Source organism: Mariniflexile aquimaris (assembly GCF_042676825.1).
Classification (GTDB): Bacteria; Bacteroidota; Bacteroidia; order Flavobacteriales; family Flavobacteriaceae; genus Mariniflexile; species Mariniflexile aquimaris.
The window spans coordinates 1011401-1029765 of sequence record NZ_JBHTIB010000002.1; the positions used below are offsets into that span (position 1 = coordinate 1011401).

Genomic DNA, 18365 nt, shown 5'->3' on the forward strand with positions numbered 1-18365 from the left:
TTTTTATTAGAAATGGATATCAAATTGTAATCTGTATAAAAGCTCGTTGGTTCCGTTAGTAACTTCTAAGTGACTTATATCGGTTTGAACTTTTAATTTATGGCCCACTAAATATTTAGATAAGCCTAAGGTATATTGACTTTCTGGATTGGCTCCAGTAATGTTTTGGTCTAATTCTATGTTTGTATATCGGCCAGAAACTTCCCAGTTGTTTTTGAACAAATAGCCTGCTTGTAAGTTTAATCCTTTACCTACTTGAACTATTGCGCCTGTTAGTGAACCATCAGAGTTTTTAGCAATAGGATCTTCAGCAGTTCTGTCGGCATATTCAGCCATTAATGAAAATCCGTTATACTTAAACATGGCATCTAAGAAAAACACATTAACATTTGTTTCATAAAAACCGGTATCGGTTACCATATAAGTACCTTGGTTACCTCTGTTTCTTACGGCATTATTATTATGGTCGTAGGCAACAGCTAACGACAGCTTTGGAGTTTCTTCTCTTTTTAAATCGCCACCAGAATAATCGCCTTCACTTTCAAAATCACCCATTGGGAAAAGCTCGATACGTCCTGTATATTCATAGCCACCTAAATTTCCTGTAGTAACATTTCGTCCTTCACCTTGCGCTAAAGAGAAAATTTCTTTTACTACAAAATTATCTGAAAGATTAAATTGATGTCTTAACTGAACACCCATATCACGATCGATATTAAAACGGCTGTTAAGTAAAGATCGGTCTACCATTTGTAAGTTTCCAGAAGAAATAACACGTTCTCTGTTACCCGGAAGTTTTGTTTGACCTACCCAAAGCACGAAATTTTCGTAAAAATTCCATTTAACAACAGCATCCATGACGTGTCTTGGTGTATTACTTGTATAAGTAGATGTTCCAGACTGGTCTCTGTTAGATAGTCCTAACTCTAATTTGTATTCTAATTTTGGGCTAAATGCATAACCATCAAATTTTAAACGCGCTCTACGTACTAAAAAACTCGATTGGTTATTATTGTCCTCTTCAAATTCACCTACTTCGAAAGTTGATGTTCCTAGAAGTTGAAATCTCGCAGCTACTTTCATGGTCCAACTGCTATCTTGACCAACAAGATTTAAAATGCCTTTTCCGAATTTACCTGTTTGAATATCCTGAGCGTTCATTAAAAATAGCGTAAAAAAGGATAATGCAAATAATTTAATTTTCATAATAAGATTATTAGTTTTTTGTCACTGCAAAGAACTAAAACCAATGTTAACTGAATGTTTCCTAATAATTAAGTTTAAAATAAAAAAAGCTGCCTCGGCCTAAGGCAGCTCATTAGAAATCATGATAATGTAGTCGACAAAAACTAATAGATTATATGAAAAACTAATTGTTTTGTCTTAAGACATTGCAAATATGTTAATTGTATTTAATTTAAATGTAACCATAACATTAAGTAAACATTAATATTTTCCAATGTTAAATTTTACTTTGTTAAAGACCTGTAAGACAAATAGTTAAAGCGGAAATGTTAACTTAACGTTACGGGAGTGTTGTTTTAAGGTTACGAAATTTGTATCTTTGATAGATAATGTTAAACCCCCATAATTATGAAGAAAAGTATTTTACTTTTTGCCTTTTTAATTACTGTGGTTTCTTTTGCACAACAAAAGAGAGATTTAAAACTTAACAAGGACACCAATTTAATTGAGGTTGTTTATTATCACGACAATGGCGTTGTAAGTCAGACTGGAACTTACACGGTAGATGGTAAATTGCAAGGTGAATGGTTAAGTTTTGATACAGCAGGCAAAAAGACAGTTTCTGGTAATTATGATAATGGTAAAAAAGTCGGCAAATGGTTTTATTACACTAATGAAACCATAAAAGAAGTAGATTATAAAGATAACGTAATTGCTAATCTAAAAGAGACTGAAGTTAAAAATGATATTAATTTTTAATTTTAGTTGTTAGAGTAGTTTAGAAAAGGGTTTCAATGTATACATTGAAACCCTTTTTTTATGTTTACTATTTTAATCGAACCACTTTTTATAACGGAAACCAAAAAGAGCAGTTTCTTGAAATTCGATTTTATTAAAAACTCAAACTATAGCCTAAAGAAAATGCCGTTCCTGGTTGCCTTAAAGAAAACGGTACTTTTTCGGCACCATAAGATTCGTATAAGCTTTGTCTTTTTTCGTTTAAGATATTATCGATTTTTAAACTAATCGTCGAATTTTTAGCAGTGCCAATCGTTTTCGATACGTTTAAATTTAAACTATTAAACGGCTGTACAAACACATCTGGATTTTGTCCAAACCCAACCACTTCTAAGGTTTTTCCTTGAACATTAAAAGAAATGGCAGTTTCTAAGCCAATAGCTTGGTTCTCGTAACTTAAACTCGAATTGATTAAAAATGGCGACTGCCCTTGTAACGCTCTCGTATCTTTAATGGTTTCATTATCTCTAGCAAAGGCTTGACGCGATTCGTACTCTTGTCCTGCACCTTTAGCCATTTCAATTTCAGAATCGATTATTGAAATATTTAAGGTCATTTTTAAATTTTTTAAACCTTCAGCGATAAATCCAAAATGCTTTCTGGCTTCAAATTCTAAACCTAAAACTTTCGCCGATGGTGAGTTTCTCGGAGTAAATTGGTTTGGGGCAATTACAGAATAGGCTACCAGCTCTATAGGGTCTACAAACTTTTTATAAAAACTACTTAAGGCTAGCATTTGCGAATCGTCACCAAACAGTTCTAATCTCACATCGAAGTTGTCTATATAAGACGGTTTTAAATCGATGTTTCCAAGAAAAATGGTACCCGTTAACAAATCGGTAATTTGTACCAACGATTTTTCTTTAAAACTAGGTCTGGCGGTTGTTTTAGAGTAGGAGCCTCTTAAATTTATATGCTCATTAAACCCATAAATTAAATTTGCCGATGGGAAAAAATCCAATTCGTCAAGAAGTTGGGTGTTATTAAAAACAACACTTCCCGTATTGTTCTGCCCAGTAAAGTACGAGGTAAAGTATTCTGCTCGTAGCCCCAGAATGGTTCTTAACTTATCGGTAATTTTAAATTCGTTTGAAATGTATCCAGACGCCGTATTTTGATTCGCATCGAAGGAGTTTGCAGGTTCAAAATTCCCTCGAATATAAGACCCGCTGTTAGATGCACGTGTCCAAATATTTTCAGTAGCCAAAATAGCATCAGGATTGCCATTAAACACCGTTGGGCTTATGTTAATAAACCCCACATCGTAGTTGTATATGGAATAATCGCGTTGTTTGTAGCTAAACAAGCCGCCGAATTTTAAGGATGCTTTTTTATTAAACAGGTTGTATTTTTTTGTAAAATCTAGTTTTCCAACAGCGTTAATTTCTTCTAAATCTCTCCAAATACGCGCCGGAAATCCAGCATCTGAACTTATGGTATATGCACCGTCTCCTTGATCTATAAATGTGGTTAGCCTAACGTCTTTATCGTACACTCTCGATAGCGATGGCGACAGATTCCATTCTGTAATAAACGAGGCATCCTCGCTTGTGTGATAACCAGAAAGCAGTATGTTCGATATAGAGCGTTCGGTATATTCCAGATTGTCTTTAACCACATCGATGGCATTAGAGATTTCGGTTCGCTGATCGAATAAGGCTGCACGACTTTCGCCATTTTGAATGTGCAATAAATTTAATTTGTATTTAGACTTTTGGGTTTTATAAGTTAACCCAGTTAAAATGGAAGCCAAAACATTGTTAGCTCCTAAGTCACCTTGTTGGCGTCTATCAAAACGTAGGTTGTAAACGTCGCGCTCTTCGGGTTTTTGGTAAATACCATTTTCAAAACCTTCGTAAAACGTGGAAGTATTTTTATAGTCTAGCGACGCAATAACCCCTAACTTGTTATCTCCAACCGCAAATTGGTTGCCGTAGCTAAAGCCCAAACTAAAATCGGGTGCACTTGTTCCAGTGCTTGTTGCTAATGTAGGGTTGAAGGCACGTGTAATAGGTTCTAAAGAGCTATTATTTGAAGCTGCTGGGTTCGGAATGTTTTGTAACTTATTAATAGGAAGGGCTCTGCTACCATCGTCGAAACCTAAAAAGTCTGTATTACTGCCTTTGTAGTTAACATAATTGTCTTTAAAGTGCATACTCGGATTAAAGCCACCAGAAACCGAAAATTGCATTTGCTTTTTTGAAGGGAAATCTTTGGTGATGATATCTACAACACCACCCGTAAAATCGGCAGGCAAATCGGCTGAAGCAGATTTTAATATGATGATATTTTCGAGAATATTAGTTGGGAAAATATCCATTTGAATGGTGTTTTTATCTGGGTCTAATCCCGGAATGTCCATGCCATTTAAAATAGATTTGGTGTAGCGATCGCCTAAACCACGCACAAATACAAATTTACCTTCTTGAACCGATACTCCCGGAACACTTTTAATAGCCGAGGCAATACTGCTGGCTCCAGATTTTTTGATACTTTCAATAGATAAGCCATCCATAAGAGTTGCCGAATTCTTCTGTAAATTTAATACAGATTCTTCGGTGTTTCTTCTCACAGAGGTGGTAATAACAACTTCACTAAGTAGTGCTGATGACGGATTTAAAGTGATGTTTAAATCGGTTGTTTGTCCGTTTTTTACAACCACATCGGTTACCTGTTTGCTATCGTAACCAATAAATGAATAAATAATGGTATAGCTGCCGGGAGCGAGCTCTAAGGAATAGCTTCCATCAAAGTCTGAAGTAGTTCCTTTTAGCGTACCTTTTACAAGTACATTGGCAAACGCTAATACGTCATTAAATTCACTATCTATAATTTTACCAGCAATTTTACTGGTTTGTGCCTGCATTAATTGTAAAGAAAATAAACAAACAATAATAAGAATTCCTTTGTTTAACATGTTTGAAATTAGTTATAGTAAAATGTTATAAATGAATAAAATGCCCACCGCTTTTTTGCTGGTGGACATTTTATTTAAAATGTTTTTATTTGAGATTAAAATGCACTTACAGATTTAGCATAGGTCCAGCTAAAAACAGCTGTATTTGCACCTACAGTTGCAGCACTTGCCGCAGTAATAGCCGTAGCATTGTTAGTAAATTTGGTATCATCGCCAGCATTCGCGCCAGTTATTAAACTAGACACTGATGTTACACCCGCTGGTAATACTATTTCCCATTTTAAGAATGTAATTCTCCCTGCAGCTAATTCGGTAGCAGAATCGGCACCGTTTACTTTCACAACAGAGGTTGGTCCAAAATCATAAGCTAAAATGTTTTGAAGATTGGCAATTAAACCGTCTCTTAAATCGGCATATTTGCTAACACTCGAAGCGCCTGCACCTTTTAAGGTTACGTTTTTAATGGTGTAGCCCGCTTCAGTCGCAGCAGAACCTGCAGGACCATCTAATTCTAAAGCAGAATCAGAATCGGCACCCATAATTACTAAGGCATTATCTAAAGTTCCAGACCAAGCTTCATCGGCATCAATAGCATCATCACCTTGTGCATAAGTCACCACGTTGGTAACATTTACAGTGCCTCCAAACCATTCGATGGCATCGTCTTGATTAGCTACTACTTCAATATGGTCGATAGTAGTACCAGACCCAACACCACCAAGGGTTAATCCGTTAATTTCGTTATCGCTACCAATTGTAATACCACCATGTCTGATAGAGATGTATTTTAAGACACCAGAATTGTCGTTTGCAATGCTTCCACCGTATTGTCCGAAAGAATCAGTTGCAGGAATGCCTTCAATTTGTTTGGTTTCTAAATCGCCACTAACAGATATTGGTGCTTTTCCTAAAACAATAACACCTCCCCATAAACCAACATTGGCAATAGTTAAATTAGAACCTTTTTTCTGTCCTACGGTAATATTGTCTAAAACAGAAGTGAAAATAATAGGCTTATCTGCAGTGCCTTCTGCCATTATTTTACCACCTTGGTCAATCACTAAAGCCGAAGCTAAAGAGCCTTGTCCTTCAGCACCTTTAATAATGGTACCTGGTTCAATAGTAAGTGTAACACCTTCATTTACTACAACTTTTCCAGATAACACGTAAATATTATCGGCTGTCCAAGTTTCGTTTGCAGTAATTAAACCCGCTTTGGTAATGGTTGTTCCAGATTGATTGTCATCCTCATCAATAATTGCAGGATCGCTACTATCGCAACTTGTTGCAAGACCTAAAGTAAAGATTGCTATTAGTAAATAATTTAATTTTTTCATTTTTTTTTGAATTTAAATGGTTTCGTTTTTATTTGATTTTAAACTTCCACAAAGAAACTTCGAGTATGTAAAGTTGAAGTTATCTGAAGGTTAAACCTGTTTCAAAAAAAAGTTACCTCAATGTTATGGGGCCACAGGTTTTTGAAGGATTTAGAAACATTCAATTAACATTGAAAAAAAGCGTTTGTATATCGTGGTTTTATTGAAACCTGTAAAATGAAAAAACGACGAAAGGCGTCGTCGTTAAAGGGAAAGCCCATTTGTAAATTAGGCTCAATAATAAAGAAATGCAAGCTTATTAATTGGCTGCTATAAAGGGCGTCTCGTCTTTTTTGGCAGTGCTGCTAAGAAGTGCTAAATCGCCAAACGAAACCGTACTTGCAGCCAAAGATACCTTTACTTCAGCAGGCTCTAGCGCATCTACATGTACGTTAATTTCTTGGGTTTCATAACCTGCAAAACCACAAACTAAGGTATAATCGCCAGCTTTTAAATTCTCGATTACAAACATACCCGTTAAATCGGTGTTGGTTTGAGTAGCGGTTTCTTTTATGGTTACTTGCGCCATTACTAACGGACTGTTTTGTAGTTCGTTGTCCATTATTTTGCCAATAAGCATTCCAGTGTTTTGAGAAAAACTTAAGCTAGAAAATGCAAATAGTATTATGGTAACAAGGTGTTTCATCTGTATGTTATATTGTTATTACAAAGAAAAAACATCCTTTAAAAACCCATGTTACCTAAACATTAAACATAAGTGATTAAAGTGTTACCCTAATGTTACCAACTTTAGGATTTTAGTGTTAGCGAATTTTATCAGAAAAGAGTTCCTCGTTTTTAAACCAGGTTTCCGTTTAAAATGTCATTCCTACGAAAGTGGGAATCTAAATAAGGAATTTTATTTAAGCCTATATTGAAAAGTAAAGTTGCAGGTGTAAGTTTTGGCAACTGCTATTATTTAGTACGTTTCAGTTTTGGTGGATTTTGTCGTGTATCAAACACATCGGCAATTTTTATAAATCCGTTTTCATTATCCACAGAATAAATTAGTTTGTAGTTTTTGAAAACTAAATAGCGGTATTCAATTTCTCTGTGTTTTAATAGGTCTTCCTCTTGTCCTATTTGGGGTGTTTTTATCAACTTTTTAGGCTCGTTAATTATTCCCCTTACAAGTTTCTTTGCAACACTTGTACTTACGTTCTGTTCGTAATAGTCGTAGATTTCGTCAAGTTGCGTTTCGGCAAATTCAGACCAAATAATCTTTAGTGCCATTACTTATATTTGGCTAATAGTTCTGCACTATTTTTGAATCGATTGTTTTTAAAATCAGATTCCGATTGGTCAATGCGTTTATTCAAGGCCTCTGGAGTCATTGGTTCAAAAATGCGCGCTTCTGTTGCTTTTTTTTCGTTACTTAATATTTTTTCAAGACGAGAAATAGCTTCTTCACTTTGAAGTTTTAAAAATTCTTGCACAAATTTTATTTTCCGAGCTTCTAAATTCATTTTATTCGACATTTTATCAAAGATACAAATTTATCAATTCAGTTGTTGTTTTCTTAAATTGACGTATTTCAAAGCTTGTTGCCAACTTCAGTCCAAAATTAAAACGGTAACTTATTCCTTCCTTTTAAAGAATATGCTACGTTTAAAGAATTTCTTTATTATCTTGCCCAAGCATAAAAAATTACAATGAACTGGGAACAATTATTATCTTTAAAACGCGCTGGCGATACCAATAAACGCATCAGGAAAGAACAAGACGAAACCCGCTTGGGCTTTGAAGTCGATTACGATCGTGTGATATTTTCATCAGAATTTAGAAGTCTTCAAGATAAAACCCAGGTCATTCCCTTGTCGCAAACAGATTTTGTGCACACCCGCTTAACCCACAGTTTAGAGGTAAGTGTGGTAGGGCGCAGTTTAGGACGTCTGGTAGGTAAAAAACTCTTAGAAAAACATCCACATTTACAAAACGTACATGGCTACCAAGCCAACGATTTTGGCGCTATTGTGGCTTCAGCAGCTTTGGCGCACGATATAGGCAATCCACCTTTCGGACATTCAGGTGAAAAGGCCATTGGCGAATTTTTTAAAACAGGCGCCGGTACTCAGTTTAAAAATCAGTTAAGCCCTAAAGAATACCAAGATTTGTGCGATTTTGAAGGAAACGCTAACGGTTTTAAAATATTAACTGAAAGTAGAGCAGGACGCGATGGCGGCTTGCGTTTAAGTTACGCAACTTTGGGCGCCTTTACCAAATACCCCAAAGAGTCGTTACCCAAAAAACCAACACCCCATATTGCCGACAAAAAATACGGCTTTTTCCAATCAGAAAAAGAGGCCTTTATAGATGTTGCCACCGAGTTGGGTTTAGTAAAACGAAGCAACACCGATGTGAGTTTCTCACGTCATCCCTTAGCGTTTTTGGTAGAGGCGGCCGACGATATTTGCTACACCATTATCGATTTTGAAGATGGTATCAACCTCGGGCTCATCCAAGAAGAATTTGCACTCGAATACCTGTCCAAAATAATACGCGACACCATCAAACCCGAAAACTATTACGCCCTTTCCACCCGCGAAGACCGCATCGGGTATTTACGCGCCCTTGCCATAGGCAGCCTCATTAACGAGGCCGTCGCTATTTTCATGAAACACGAAGACGCCATACTAAAAGGCAGTTTCGATAGCGCCTTGTTAGACAAAAGTAAGTACGCCGCGCAAATAAAAGACATCATAAAAATAAGTGTCGAAAACATTTACCAATCTACCGAGGTTGTAGATAAAGAAATAGCAGGTTACGGCGTAATAAATACCCTGTTAAGCACCTATACCCATGCCGTAAACAACAGTTTTAATGGCAGCGCTTCCAATTACGATGCCCTCATTTTAAAAGGATTGCCCAAAACCATAAAGGCACAAGACAGCAGCATGTACAACCGCCTATTAAGCGTGTGTTGCCACGTCGCCCTGCTGTCCGATAGCAAAGCCATTTTAGAATATAAAAAAATAAAAGGGATTAGTTTTTAGTTGGGCGTTACCCTCCTAAGGTCGGGTCGGGCTTTCGCAACTCGCTTTTTTTGTTATGTCACCTTGAGCGCAGTCGAAAGGTTTTTTAACTACAAAAAAGAGCTCAAACAAATTGCTCAATCCCTAACGCAAACCCAGTAATACTTTCAAGTTTAGGTTTGAAAATTGCCTTTGAGTCATTTCTAAAATAGCTCGATCCTTACTTAAAATGCAATTTCATCCCTTCATGACTGGCAATAAAACCCAAATCCTCGTAAAACTTAATGGCTCGTGGTCTTTTTTTGTCCGAAGTTAATTGCAGCACGTGCGCCTTCCGTTCTTTCGCTCTGTTTATGGCCCATTCAAACATGTGTTTCCCAATACCCAAACCACGTTTGTCTTTTCTAATCATCACATTTTCAATTTGCGCCCTAATGCCACCGCAATACGACATGTATTGAATAAAAGTTAATTGAAACGTGCCAATAACAGCATGGTCATCATCCACCACCACCATAAGTTCTTGATTGTTATCGGCATTTATTTTTTCAAAAGCGATTAAATATTCTTTTGGTAAAGGCTCTTGAAACTGTTCCCTGTTTTTTCCAAGGTCGTCGTCTGCCATAAGTTGTACAATGGCCGAAATATCAGATTCTGTGGCTTCTCTAAAAGTCATGAGTGGATGGGGTTTAATCACGGATTTGTAGACCATAACGAAGCGCCTTTAAGCATTGCTCTTCGTGGCAACTTTAAGCCCGCAACAATTAATTCTGCAAAATCTTCCGGTTGTAACACGCTGTCTTCAGAATCTTTTTTGGCAATACCCAGATTAATAGACATATCCGAAGCTATCGTACTTGGTGTTAAGGTGCAAACGCGAATGTTGTTTTTACGAACCTCTTTCATTAACGATTCCGACATGCCAATAACCGCAAATTTAGAAGCAGAATACGCCGATGTGGTAGCATTGCCATTTAACCCAGCGGTAGAAGCCACATTAATAATATCGCCTTCATTTTGGTTTACCATGTACGGCAACACCTGCTTGGTTACATAATACATGCCCATCAAATTGGTTTGAATTATTTGGCTCCATTGGCTTACTTCCATGTCTATAAACGACCCAAAAGCGGCAATACCGGCGTTGTTTACTAAAATATCAACCGATCCTAGCGTTTTTATAATACTGTTAATGCCCGTTTTAACGGCTTCGTAATTACCAACATCAAAAACCGCATAAGTAGCCAGAACGCCATAGGTCTGTAATTCTGCAACAGTTTCCTTTAAAAGCGCTTCGTTTCTACCAGTTATGGCTACGTCTATCCCTTCTTTGGCGAAGGCAATGGCGGTTGCTTTTCCTAAACCTCTACTGCCACCTGTAATGATGGCTTTTTTATTTTTTAATTCACTCATGATTGTTTTTATAGAAATTAATACATATTAGTACGCCTATCCTTTGGTTTTAATAAAGCGTACACCTAAGCAAACAAATTTAGGGGTTTTTTTGAAGAAGCCGAACGGATTTAGATATTCTTAACTTTAAAATAGGGTAAAATCTACCCAATCTGTTTTATGACTCCTGAAATTAAAAAACATTAGTTAAATGATACACATTGTCGGTTGACAAAAACATACAATTAGTATAGTTTCGAACTATGGTAAACAATTTTCTTTTAAAAGAATTTGGTGATAGAATTCGATACTTACGAACACAAGAAAACTTAAGTCAAGAGCAATTATCACACAAAACTGGGTTTCACAGAACTTATATAGGTATGATTGAAAGAGCTGAACGAAATATTTCGCTTACCAATATGGCGATTTTTGCTAAAGCCTTCAATTTAACTCTTGACGAACTTTTAAAGTTTGATAATGCTAAAGAATTACTTGAAAAATATAAACTTAAAACTGAAGATTAAATCTTTAGTAATTAATCATTTTAATCTGACGCTTAAAAAAAGAATATGAGTATCGAAAATATTAGACAGTTTATAAAAGAAAAAGCAGAACAATTTGGTGCTAAAACAGATAGCGAATTCAATAATTCCTATGTTGAAAGAAATAATACGGGACAAGAAGCTCTTAAAGATAATGGTGCTTATTTTGGCTTTATTCATCCGGAAGAAGAAGTATCCGGTCCATTTCACGACTTTTCTTTGACAATATTTCCCAACGACCAGAATAAACCTTGGTTAGTTTGCCTTGGAGTGGGCTCCAGTGGGTTTAAAAATGATTATACGCTTGCGACATATCCTGGATTAAGGCGATTGTTTTCAAACTTAACAGATGAAAGGGGTTTTTGTAAATCGGACTTCGCTGATATAGAAACTAGTCTGCCTAAATCAATCACAGTAAGTCCAGACTTACAGCACATAAAAAACACGATTAAAACATACACCAAAGTTTTACCTACTTGTCAAATCGTTGATGACCCTGAAAGTGAAGAAGGAAAACAAGTTATTGCAGCGTTTGTAGCTGGTTATGCGAAGCTCAGAGATTGGCCTTCTAACAAAGACCATCGAAAAGCAGTATCTGAAGCTTTAGGGCCTTTTCTAAACAAAGAAAGGAAAGACGATACTGAAGAAATAAAGAATCTGTTAAAAGAACGAAAATATTTAGTTCTTCAAGGCCCTCCAGGAACCGGGAAGACAAGAACGGCAAAAAGTGTTGCAGATAAAATCGGTGCTAAGACATTTTTCACCCAATTTCACGCAGAGACTAGTTTTTCCGATTTCATTTTCGGAATAAAACCTGACACCGTAAATGAAGAACTTCGATATAGGGAATATCCTGGTAATTTCTCAAAAGCCTTGAAGTATGCAGTTGAGCATAGCGCAGAAAGAGTCATTTTAATCATTGACGAAATAAATAGAGCTAACCTCTCAAATGTATTAGGTCCAATTTTTTATTTATTTGAGCACAAGATGGATGTATCAAATGTAGAAATTGAAATATCGCCTAATTTTAAGATAAATAAACTACCCAATAATTTCTTCGTAATAACAACTATGAATACAGCTGATAGAAGTTTGGCCGTTGTAGATTTTGCATTAAGAAGAAGATTTGCTTGGTATAGTATGACTCCGAAAATTGTTGAGGGTGTGAGCAAAAAGCTTGAAACTGTCTCTGTGAATAAAATAACCGACGAAGAGTTTTTCTTTAAAGAAGACTTTGCTGCTATCGAGGAAATTTTTAATTGGTATGCTTCAAGTTCTGAACTAAGCCTTCAACCGGGCGAAGGGTATTTCATTGCTAAAAGTGAAACGGAGATGTACAATAGAATCCGTTACGAAATCTTTCCTTTGATTAAAGAATATTTACAAGAAGGGCTATTAAGAAATGCTAAAGAGGAATTCAATAGCTATTTCTCGACAAGAATAAAATTATCTCTCTTCGAATGACAAAACCATTGGATGTATTTTGTGAAGTTCCTTGCTTAACTGAAAGATCAAGACAGTTAAGTGGAATTTCGTTGCAAAAAAAGTGGTTCAAATCGGCAGACAAAAGAGTGATTGGGCAATACCTTCAAAAATTTATTGATTATAATTTAGAGCAATTTAAATTCCTGGGGGTTCAACCGTACATAATTGGCTCAGACCAAAGCACAGCTATAACATTTCATACATCAGGTTTCATCGGTTCTATTCCACTAAGAGCTTCTGATACCGGAAAGCAAATTGGTGATTTTGTTGTAATGCCCAGATTTACTGGGCGTGATAGATTTGAAGATTATATTGAAATTTTAAACCTACTTGGAACAGAAATCAGCCCAGAGGTTGTTGACAGTTTACCACTGGCATCAGGTAAAAACTTTAGACCGCCATTGTATTTAGAAGCCGTGAAGTTCATTAGCTCTCTTGAAAAACTGACAATGAAATCTTGGCGCAAGTTTGACAACGTTGAAAAGGTTTCAAATCAACCAACTGGACAAGTAAACTGGACTAAATACATTAATTCGGAATATAAAGTTGAAAACCGCTTAAAGTTTCCAGCTAGAGCCAATGTGTTAAGCGAGTTTCACACTGAATATGCTGAAATTAGATATGTGTTTGACATTTGTAAAATTGAACTTCTCTCCGCTAATACGCCAGAAAGAATAAAAAACATACTTAGAAACAAGTTAAGCTTTCTTGAAGAACGGTTATATTATCATAAACCAAAATCAGCCAATAAAATAATTATTCGGTTTTCAGACAGTCCAACAGTCAAAAGTTGTAAGGTACAGGCAAATAAAATTCTAGACTTTAACCTGGTTGACAGTACAGCGTGGCGTGTGGATTTCTCAGATGTATTTGAAAAATTTATACAACATATCTTTAGAGAAGTAGCGAAAGAAACAGGTGGGCGACTTTATTCGAACGTTAGATTCCGCTCTAAGACTACAAAACACTACTCTTGGGAACTAAAGCATATTGAACCGGACGCTATTTTTCAGAAAGAAGATTTCTTGGTGTTTATTGATGCGAAGTACAAATCTAATTTGTACAATAAATTCGAAAAAAGTGAATTACTTAAAGAATACCATAGGCAAGACTTACATCAGATAATGGCATATTCCTCATTCAGCAAGACAGATTTTAAGTATGGCTTTCTTTGTTACCCATCAGACCAAATAGAAATAAAAAGCATTCAATATAAAAACGGAATAAACAAAGTGACAAACACAATATTGATATTGGGCGTACCCTTGAAAAAGGAATCCATAAGGGAAGCGAAGCGTTTATTAACAAATAAACTTACCGAGATTGAAAGAAAAACAACGATGGGATAAGAAGCAGTATAGCTGATTCGTAAAGCAGTGTGTTTTCGATAATTTCTGTATAAATGATAAATAGTAGCATCTTGACATAAGACTGTTTTTTATGAGTGCCTTAATAAATTCTCTACATATTATCCTTTGAAGAGTTAGAAAAAATCATAAGAAATAAAAGAATTCAATTTCAAATTAATTTATAGAAAGGTCAATTTCGAAATTTGATTTTTCAAACTCAATTAACGCTTCAGATTTTGAATATTTATAAACATCAATAAATTCTATTTTTTGGTTTATGTCAAAAAAATAATATCCATTTTCTTTTTTGTACAATAGCCAAGTTGAATTAATAAATCTATTCTTTTTTGTGAGTTGGAAACCATTAAATTTATTTTCGGCATCCAATTTTTCTAATATTTCTTGAATTTTCATAGAATCTCATTTTTGCGTTAGGGATTGAAGCAATTGTTTGAGCTCTTTTTGAGACGATAGGAACAAAAAAGCGAGTGCGGAAAGCCCGACCTTTAGGTAACGCCCAAGTTATTTAAACTCTGAAGCATAACCGCAAAATCACGACCTCTTTGTCTTGCTGGTGATTTTAAAAGTCTATCAACATTTTCCAAAAACAAATATTTAGGTTTGTTTTTTTGTTCTCTAGTATTTTATGAATTGACCACCAAAGAACTCCTTTTTTACCTTTTAAACCTTTAGAATTATGTAATGTTGTTGCTACCGAATAATCTTGACAAGGAAATCCACCCACTAATAAATCGTGGTCAGGAATTTCTTCTACATTCCTAGTTACTACTTCGTTAATATCTTCATTTAAATGGTTTTCTTTTCCGAAGCGCTCCTCATAGACCATAGAGGCGTGCTGGGTTTTGGTTGAAGGCTCCCATTGATTACTCCAAACAACTTCGTAATTGCTTTTTTCAAGTCCAAGACGAAAGCCTCCAACTCCTGCAAATAATTCTGCCACTTTCATTTTCTTATTTTCCATTTTCTTGAGCTTTATAATAGTTGATTTTTTCTTCTGCTACTTTCAATATCTCAGATGTTGATTCGGTATATTTTAATTCTTCTGCAATTTTTTCAGAGTACCAATTTATTATAAGTTCTCTTTCAGATAAGTCATAAAATTTAGCAAGTCTTATGATTTGCTCCATTGTTGGTTTTCTTTCGTTTTTCTCGAATTTGCTAATAAGAGATTGGTCAATATCTACTTCGGCTGCAACTTTTCGAAGTATTAAATCTTTTTCTTCTCTAGCGCATTTTAGAGTATCGCCTAGTGTTTTCATTGGTCAAAATTGTTTTAGACAAATATTGTCCAATATTTAGAAAAACAATTTGGATTTCAAACTTTTAATTTAGATTTTTTATTTAGAAATAAATTAGGAAGGAATGAATCTTTCTTTCACTTAAACTCTCATTTCAGTTTATATTAATTCAACTTCAACTTTTAATAAACACAAAGTAAAACCCAGCAATGCATAAAAAAACAATACACTAATTGGACAACTCAAGACCTAATCACCCCAGCTTCTTTTTTTAAGTTGTTATAAATAGTGGTTTCTTCGGGTGTTAGGGTATCTATGATGTTATTGGTTTCGTAGGGGTCGGTTTTTAAATTGTAAAAGCGTTCGGTGCCATTATCTAAAACAAACAATTTATAGGTAGTATCTCTTATGGTATATCCCGATCGGGCGGGTGCTGTATTTAATACATCGGAATAATTATACTGGCGGTTATTGCTGGTAGATTGGCTTAGCAACGGATAAAAACTTGCACTGTTTTGGTAGCTGCTTACCGTTACGCCAGCCATTTGGGCAATGGTTGAAAATAAATCGGTGGCATTAATAAGGTTTTGGTCGCGTGCGCCTAATCGCGTAACGCCTTTGCCCGAAATAATTAATGGCACGGCAATACCGCCTTGGTACAAACTGCCTTTGCTTTTAGCGGCGTCGTACGGATTTTGAGCAACCTCGGTTGGGGTGCCATTATCGCCCATAAAAATGATGATGGTGTTTTCGAGTTCGTCTGCTGGTATATGTGCTAGCAAGCGGCCGATTTCATAATCCATACTTTCTGCCATGGCGAGGTAATAAGGCAACGGGTTGGCATCGATACTACTTTGGTCTGTAGGTAAACTACCTTGCGAATGCATATAATCTGGCGGTAAATGAAACGGGGTATGCGGCGCGTTATAGGCTAACCAACAAAACCAATTGCGGTCTTGGTTGTTAATCCAATTTATCGCCAAATCGGTGATTTTGGTGGTAATATATTCGGTGCTTGTGCTGCTCACACCATTTTCGACTAAATTCCATTGGTTATAATTGTTAACAGTACCTTTTAATAAACCCGCAAAATAATCAATGCCCATTTCGGTAGGGCGGTTGGGTTCGTTATCAGATAAATGCCATTTACCAATTATGGAATGGCTGTATTGTTTTCCTAAGTTATCATCTAAATAGGCCTGTAATGTTTTTTCGTTCGCGTTAATGGTTGAAGCATCACTAGCATTTAACACACCTGTTTTAACCCCATATTTTCCTGTAAGTATCGAAGCTCGTGTGGGCGAACACATGGGGGTTGCCCAAAAATTATCGAAGGTAATGCCCTTATTTATTAGTTTTTGCAACTCGGGCATGTTTGGTTTGGTAGTACCAATAGCATAATTAGGGCAAGCATCTAAGCCAAAATCATCGGCAATGATGAGTAAAATATTGGGTTTTGATGGTTCGGTGGCAGTTTCGGAAGCCTTATCATCTTTAGAACAAGACAGCACAAGCAATAGGGTTCCGTAAATTAAAAACTTAAATGGCTGCATACTATCCTATTTTGAAATGGTTCGTACGGCTCTCACATAATTGTACACGTATTGCACATCGCCTTGTGGTCCAAAATATTGTGGATAATCGGCACTATTACCGCTTTTAGGGTCGCTTCGTTGGCAGCCTGCACCATGCACATCCATTAAAATGCCATTCATTTTGCCCAAGCCTTCACCAAAAGCAATGTAAACCGCCGTAGTATAAGGGTTTACACCATCTAAATGCGAAGTGCTGCTCCAGAAAAATGGGTAATGACCGGGGTTCCCATCGGGGTCGTTAATTTCGGTAGTTTGAAACAAGGGGTTGATGGCTGGGGAGTTTGTTGTTTGTGGTGATCGGCTATAATCAACAATACTTTGTAATTCTTTGGCGTTTGGTAGGCGCCAGTCGGTATAATTGGCAAGGGTTAAACTTTCGCTATAACTTAAGGCGGTTTCCCAATCTCTTGCAACGCCATCATCGGCCTTTTGCCACATGAGTCCGGTAGCGAGATCGCTGATGGTGCCATCGCCGTTATCAACAAAATTATTTTGTCCGTAGTCGCTGTTTCCGCGCACCATTCTAAGATACATGGTGTTGGCGGCTCCGGTAGCTGGTTTGTATTTTGGGTAGCCTTTAATTCTGCCATCAACAAAATTAACACCAAAAACTGTTTCAACATTGTTCATTGTTTTTCCAACATACTCGGTGGCCGACCATACTTGTGCGTCAATTTCTCGTTCACCAAGGCTTACATCGCCAATAGGTTGATTAAAATAATGGGTGTCGATAAACATGGTAATAGCCGTTTCACCTTTTACTTTACCAGTAAATAATATGAGGGAATACAATTCTTTTAAGGTAGGAACGCGCCAATCGGTATGACCGCCTAAAGTGGCGTTGGCAGCTTTGGTTTTTACGGCATCGAAGGTTATTTTGTCACCCATATCTTGTGCCCACATCAATCCAGTAACATGGTCGGTAATGGTGCCATCGTTGTTATTGGTGTAAGCAGGTTGGTTTCCGCTATACGAAGCGTCTTGCCCATAAAAAGCTTGCCCAACCGAAGGCGTCGCTATAATAGCGGTATTACTGTAAAAGGAGGTGGTGCCGGTATCTACAATGGGATACCCTGAAACATTGGGTAAATTATCGGTAGAATCGTTGGCATTGTCATCGTTATTGCAAGAAGTTAAAAGTAAGCTGCTAATAAAAAATAGCATGAGGCAAAAAGGGTGTTTCATTGGTGTGAGATTTAATAAATATTAGAATGTAATGATAAGACTGAGTTTTTGTTGAAAGGTTTAATTAAGATATAAGGCCTTGGGTGTCATTCAATAGGTAACTATGAAATTGGGTTTTTAATGCAAAATAAATGGCAATTAATAGTTAAATGTCAGTCTGAGCTTGTCGAAGACCATAAAAAGTAGCACTTCGACAAGCTCAGTGTGACCTCTAGCACTGATTTTGCAAACTAAAAACAACTGCATCCAACGGGTAAAGTTTTAGTGTTTATGTTTGAATGAATTTATCTGTGAAGAAAAAACGTTG

At 36.4% G+C, this 18365-nt stretch carries 17 protein-coding genes and 1 pseudogene; 5 read left to right on the plus strand and 13 right to left on the minus strand.

Annotated features, from left to right (window positions below):
* Nucleotides 1-6 precede the first annotated feature (6 nt).
* Complete coding sequence (locus ACFQ0I_RS04535) at nucleotides 7-1206, minus strand: porin (protein ID WP_379939768.1); 1200 nt, start codon at nucleotides 1204-1206, stop codon at nucleotides 7-9.
* A gap of 387 nt (nucleotides 1207-1593) precedes the next feature.
* Between ACFQ0I_RS04535 and ACFQ0I_RS04540 the strand changes: the two genes are divergently transcribed.
* Nucleotides 1594-1944: a toxin-antitoxin system YwqK family antitoxin gene (locus ACFQ0I_RS04540; RefSeq protein WP_379939770.1), complete on the plus strand. Its 351-nt coding sequence runs from the start codon at nucleotides 1594-1596 to the stop codon at nucleotides 1942-1944.
* 133 nt (nucleotides 1945-2077) lie between these two features.
* Here ACFQ0I_RS04540 and ACFQ0I_RS04545 read toward each other — a convergent pair whose 3' ends face one another.
* The 5 genes from ACFQ0I_RS04545 to ACFQ0I_RS04565 form a co-directional block, all read right to left on the minus strand.
* Entirely contained in the window at nucleotides 2078-4900 is a 2823-nt protein-coding gene (locus tag ACFQ0I_RS04545; RefSeq protein ID WP_379939772.1) for a TonB-dependent receptor, read from the minus strand.
* Nucleotides 4901-4995: 95 nt separating this feature from the next.
* Complete coding sequence (locus ACFQ0I_RS04550; RefSeq protein WP_379939774.1) at nucleotides 4996-6237, minus strand: hypothetical protein; 1242 nt, start codon at nucleotides 6235-6237, stop codon at nucleotides 4996-4998.
* Between the two features lie 298 nt (nucleotides 6238-6535).
* Nucleotides 6536-6922 (minus strand): carboxypeptidase-like regulatory domain-containing protein, encoded by a 387-nt coding sequence (locus tag ACFQ0I_RS04555; RefSeq protein ID WP_379939776.1) that lies wholly within the window; start codon nucleotides 6920-6922, stop codon nucleotides 6536-6538.
* Between the two features lie 269 nt (nucleotides 6923-7191).
* On the minus strand, nucleotides 7192-7509 hold the full coding sequence (locus tag ACFQ0I_RS04560; protein ID WP_379939778.1) for a type II toxin-antitoxin system RelE/ParE family toxin: 318 nt from the start codon (nucleotides 7507-7509) through the stop codon (nucleotides 7192-7194).
* Nucleotides 7509-7742 (minus strand): hypothetical protein, encoded by a 234-nt coding sequence (locus ACFQ0I_RS04565; RefSeq protein ID WP_379939780.1) that lies wholly within the window; start codon nucleotides 7740-7742, stop codon nucleotides 7509-7511. The genes ACFQ0I_RS04560 and ACFQ0I_RS04565 overlap by 1 nt, the downstream gene beginning before the upstream one ends.
* A 186-nt stretch (nucleotides 7743-7928) precedes the next feature.
* Between ACFQ0I_RS04565 and dgt the strand changes: the two genes are divergently transcribed.
* The gene (gene dgt / locus ACFQ0I_RS04570) at nucleotides 7929-9269 is read left to right on the plus strand and encodes a dGTP triphosphohydrolase (protein WP_379939782.1); all 1341 of its coding nucleotides are present in this window, start codon (nucleotides 7929-7931) and stop codon (nucleotides 9267-9269) included.
* Nucleotides 9270-9468: 199 nt separating this feature from the next.
* Here dgt and ACFQ0I_RS04575 read toward each other — a convergent pair whose 3' ends face one another.
* Together ACFQ0I_RS04575 and ACFQ0I_RS04580 are read right to left on the minus strand one after the other, a co-directional pair.
* Nucleotides 9469-9924, minus strand: coding sequence for a GNAT family N-acetyltransferase (locus ACFQ0I_RS04575; RefSeq protein ID WP_379939784.1), 456 nt, complete (start codon nucleotides 9922-9924; stop codon nucleotides 9469-9471).
* 17 nt (nucleotides 9925-9941) lie between these two features.
* Nucleotides 9942-10661, minus strand: coding sequence for a 3-ketoacyl-ACP reductase (locus ACFQ0I_RS04580; RefSeq protein ID WP_379939786.1), 720 nt, complete (start codon nucleotides 10659-10661; stop codon nucleotides 9942-9944).
* A 242-nt stretch (nucleotides 10662-10903) separates the two neighbouring features.
* On the opposite strand from ACFQ0I_RS04580, the gene ACFQ0I_RS04585 reads away from it, so the two are divergent.
* Genes ACFQ0I_RS04585 through ACFQ0I_RS04595 form a run of 3 tightly spaced genes read left to right on the plus strand, consistent with a single transcriptional unit; the run spans nucleotide 10904 to nucleotide 14019 of the window.
* A complete protein-coding gene (locus ACFQ0I_RS04585; protein WP_379939788.1) occupies nucleotides 10904-11167 on the plus strand; it encodes a helix-turn-helix domain-containing protein in 264 nt (87 codons plus the stop codon).
* A gap of 45 nt (nucleotides 11168-11212) precedes the next feature.
* The gene (locus ACFQ0I_RS04590; protein ID WP_379939790.1) at nucleotides 11213-12649 is read left to right on the plus strand and encodes an McrB family protein; all 1437 of its coding nucleotides are present in this window, start codon (nucleotides 11213-11215) and stop codon (nucleotides 12647-12649) included.
* Nucleotides 12646-14019 (plus strand): hypothetical protein, encoded by a 1374-nt coding sequence (locus ACFQ0I_RS04595; protein ID WP_379939792.1) that lies wholly within the window; start codon nucleotides 12646-12648, stop codon nucleotides 14017-14019. Before ACFQ0I_RS04590 ends, ACFQ0I_RS04595 begins: the two co-directional genes overlap by 4 nt.
* A 174-nt stretch (nucleotides 14020-14193) precedes the next feature.
* On the opposite strand, the gene ACFQ0I_RS04600 is transcribed toward ACFQ0I_RS04595, so the two are convergent.
* The 5 genes and pseudogenes from ACFQ0I_RS04600 to ACFQ0I_RS04620 all read right to left on the minus strand — a co-directional run bounded on the left by ACFQ0I_RS04600 (nucleotide 14194) and on the right by ACFQ0I_RS04620 (nucleotide 18058).
* The gene (locus ACFQ0I_RS04600) at nucleotides 14194-14433 is read right to left on the minus strand and encodes a hypothetical protein (protein ID WP_379939794.1); all 240 of its coding nucleotides are present in this window, start codon (nucleotides 14431-14433) and stop codon (nucleotides 14194-14196) included.
* A gap of 101 nt (nucleotides 14434-14534) precedes the next feature.
* A pseudogene (locus ACFQ0I_RS04605) lies at nucleotides 14535-15001 on the minus strand (DNA cytosine methyltransferase); the annotation flags it as partial.
* Nucleotides 14991-15299, minus strand: coding sequence for a helix-turn-helix domain-containing protein (locus ACFQ0I_RS04610; protein WP_379939796.1), 309 nt, complete (start codon nucleotides 15297-15299; stop codon nucleotides 14991-14993). The pseudogene ACFQ0I_RS04605 and the gene ACFQ0I_RS04610, both read right to left, overlap by 11 nt.
* A gap of 221 nt (nucleotides 15300-15520) precedes the next feature.
* Nucleotides 15521-16831 carry a sulfatase-like hydrolase/transferase gene (locus tag ACFQ0I_RS04615; RefSeq protein WP_379939798.1) on the minus strand — a complete coding sequence of 437 codons (1311 nt, stop codon included), beginning with the start codon at nucleotides 16829-16831 and terminating at the stop codon, nucleotides 15521-15523.
* A gap of 6 nt (nucleotides 16832-16837) precedes the next feature.
* Complete coding sequence (locus tag ACFQ0I_RS04620; protein WP_379939800.1) at nucleotides 16838-18058, minus strand: Lcl C-terminal domain-containing protein; 1221 nt, start codon at nucleotides 18056-18058, stop codon at nucleotides 16838-16840.
* Nucleotides 18059-18365 lie beyond the last annotated feature (307 nt).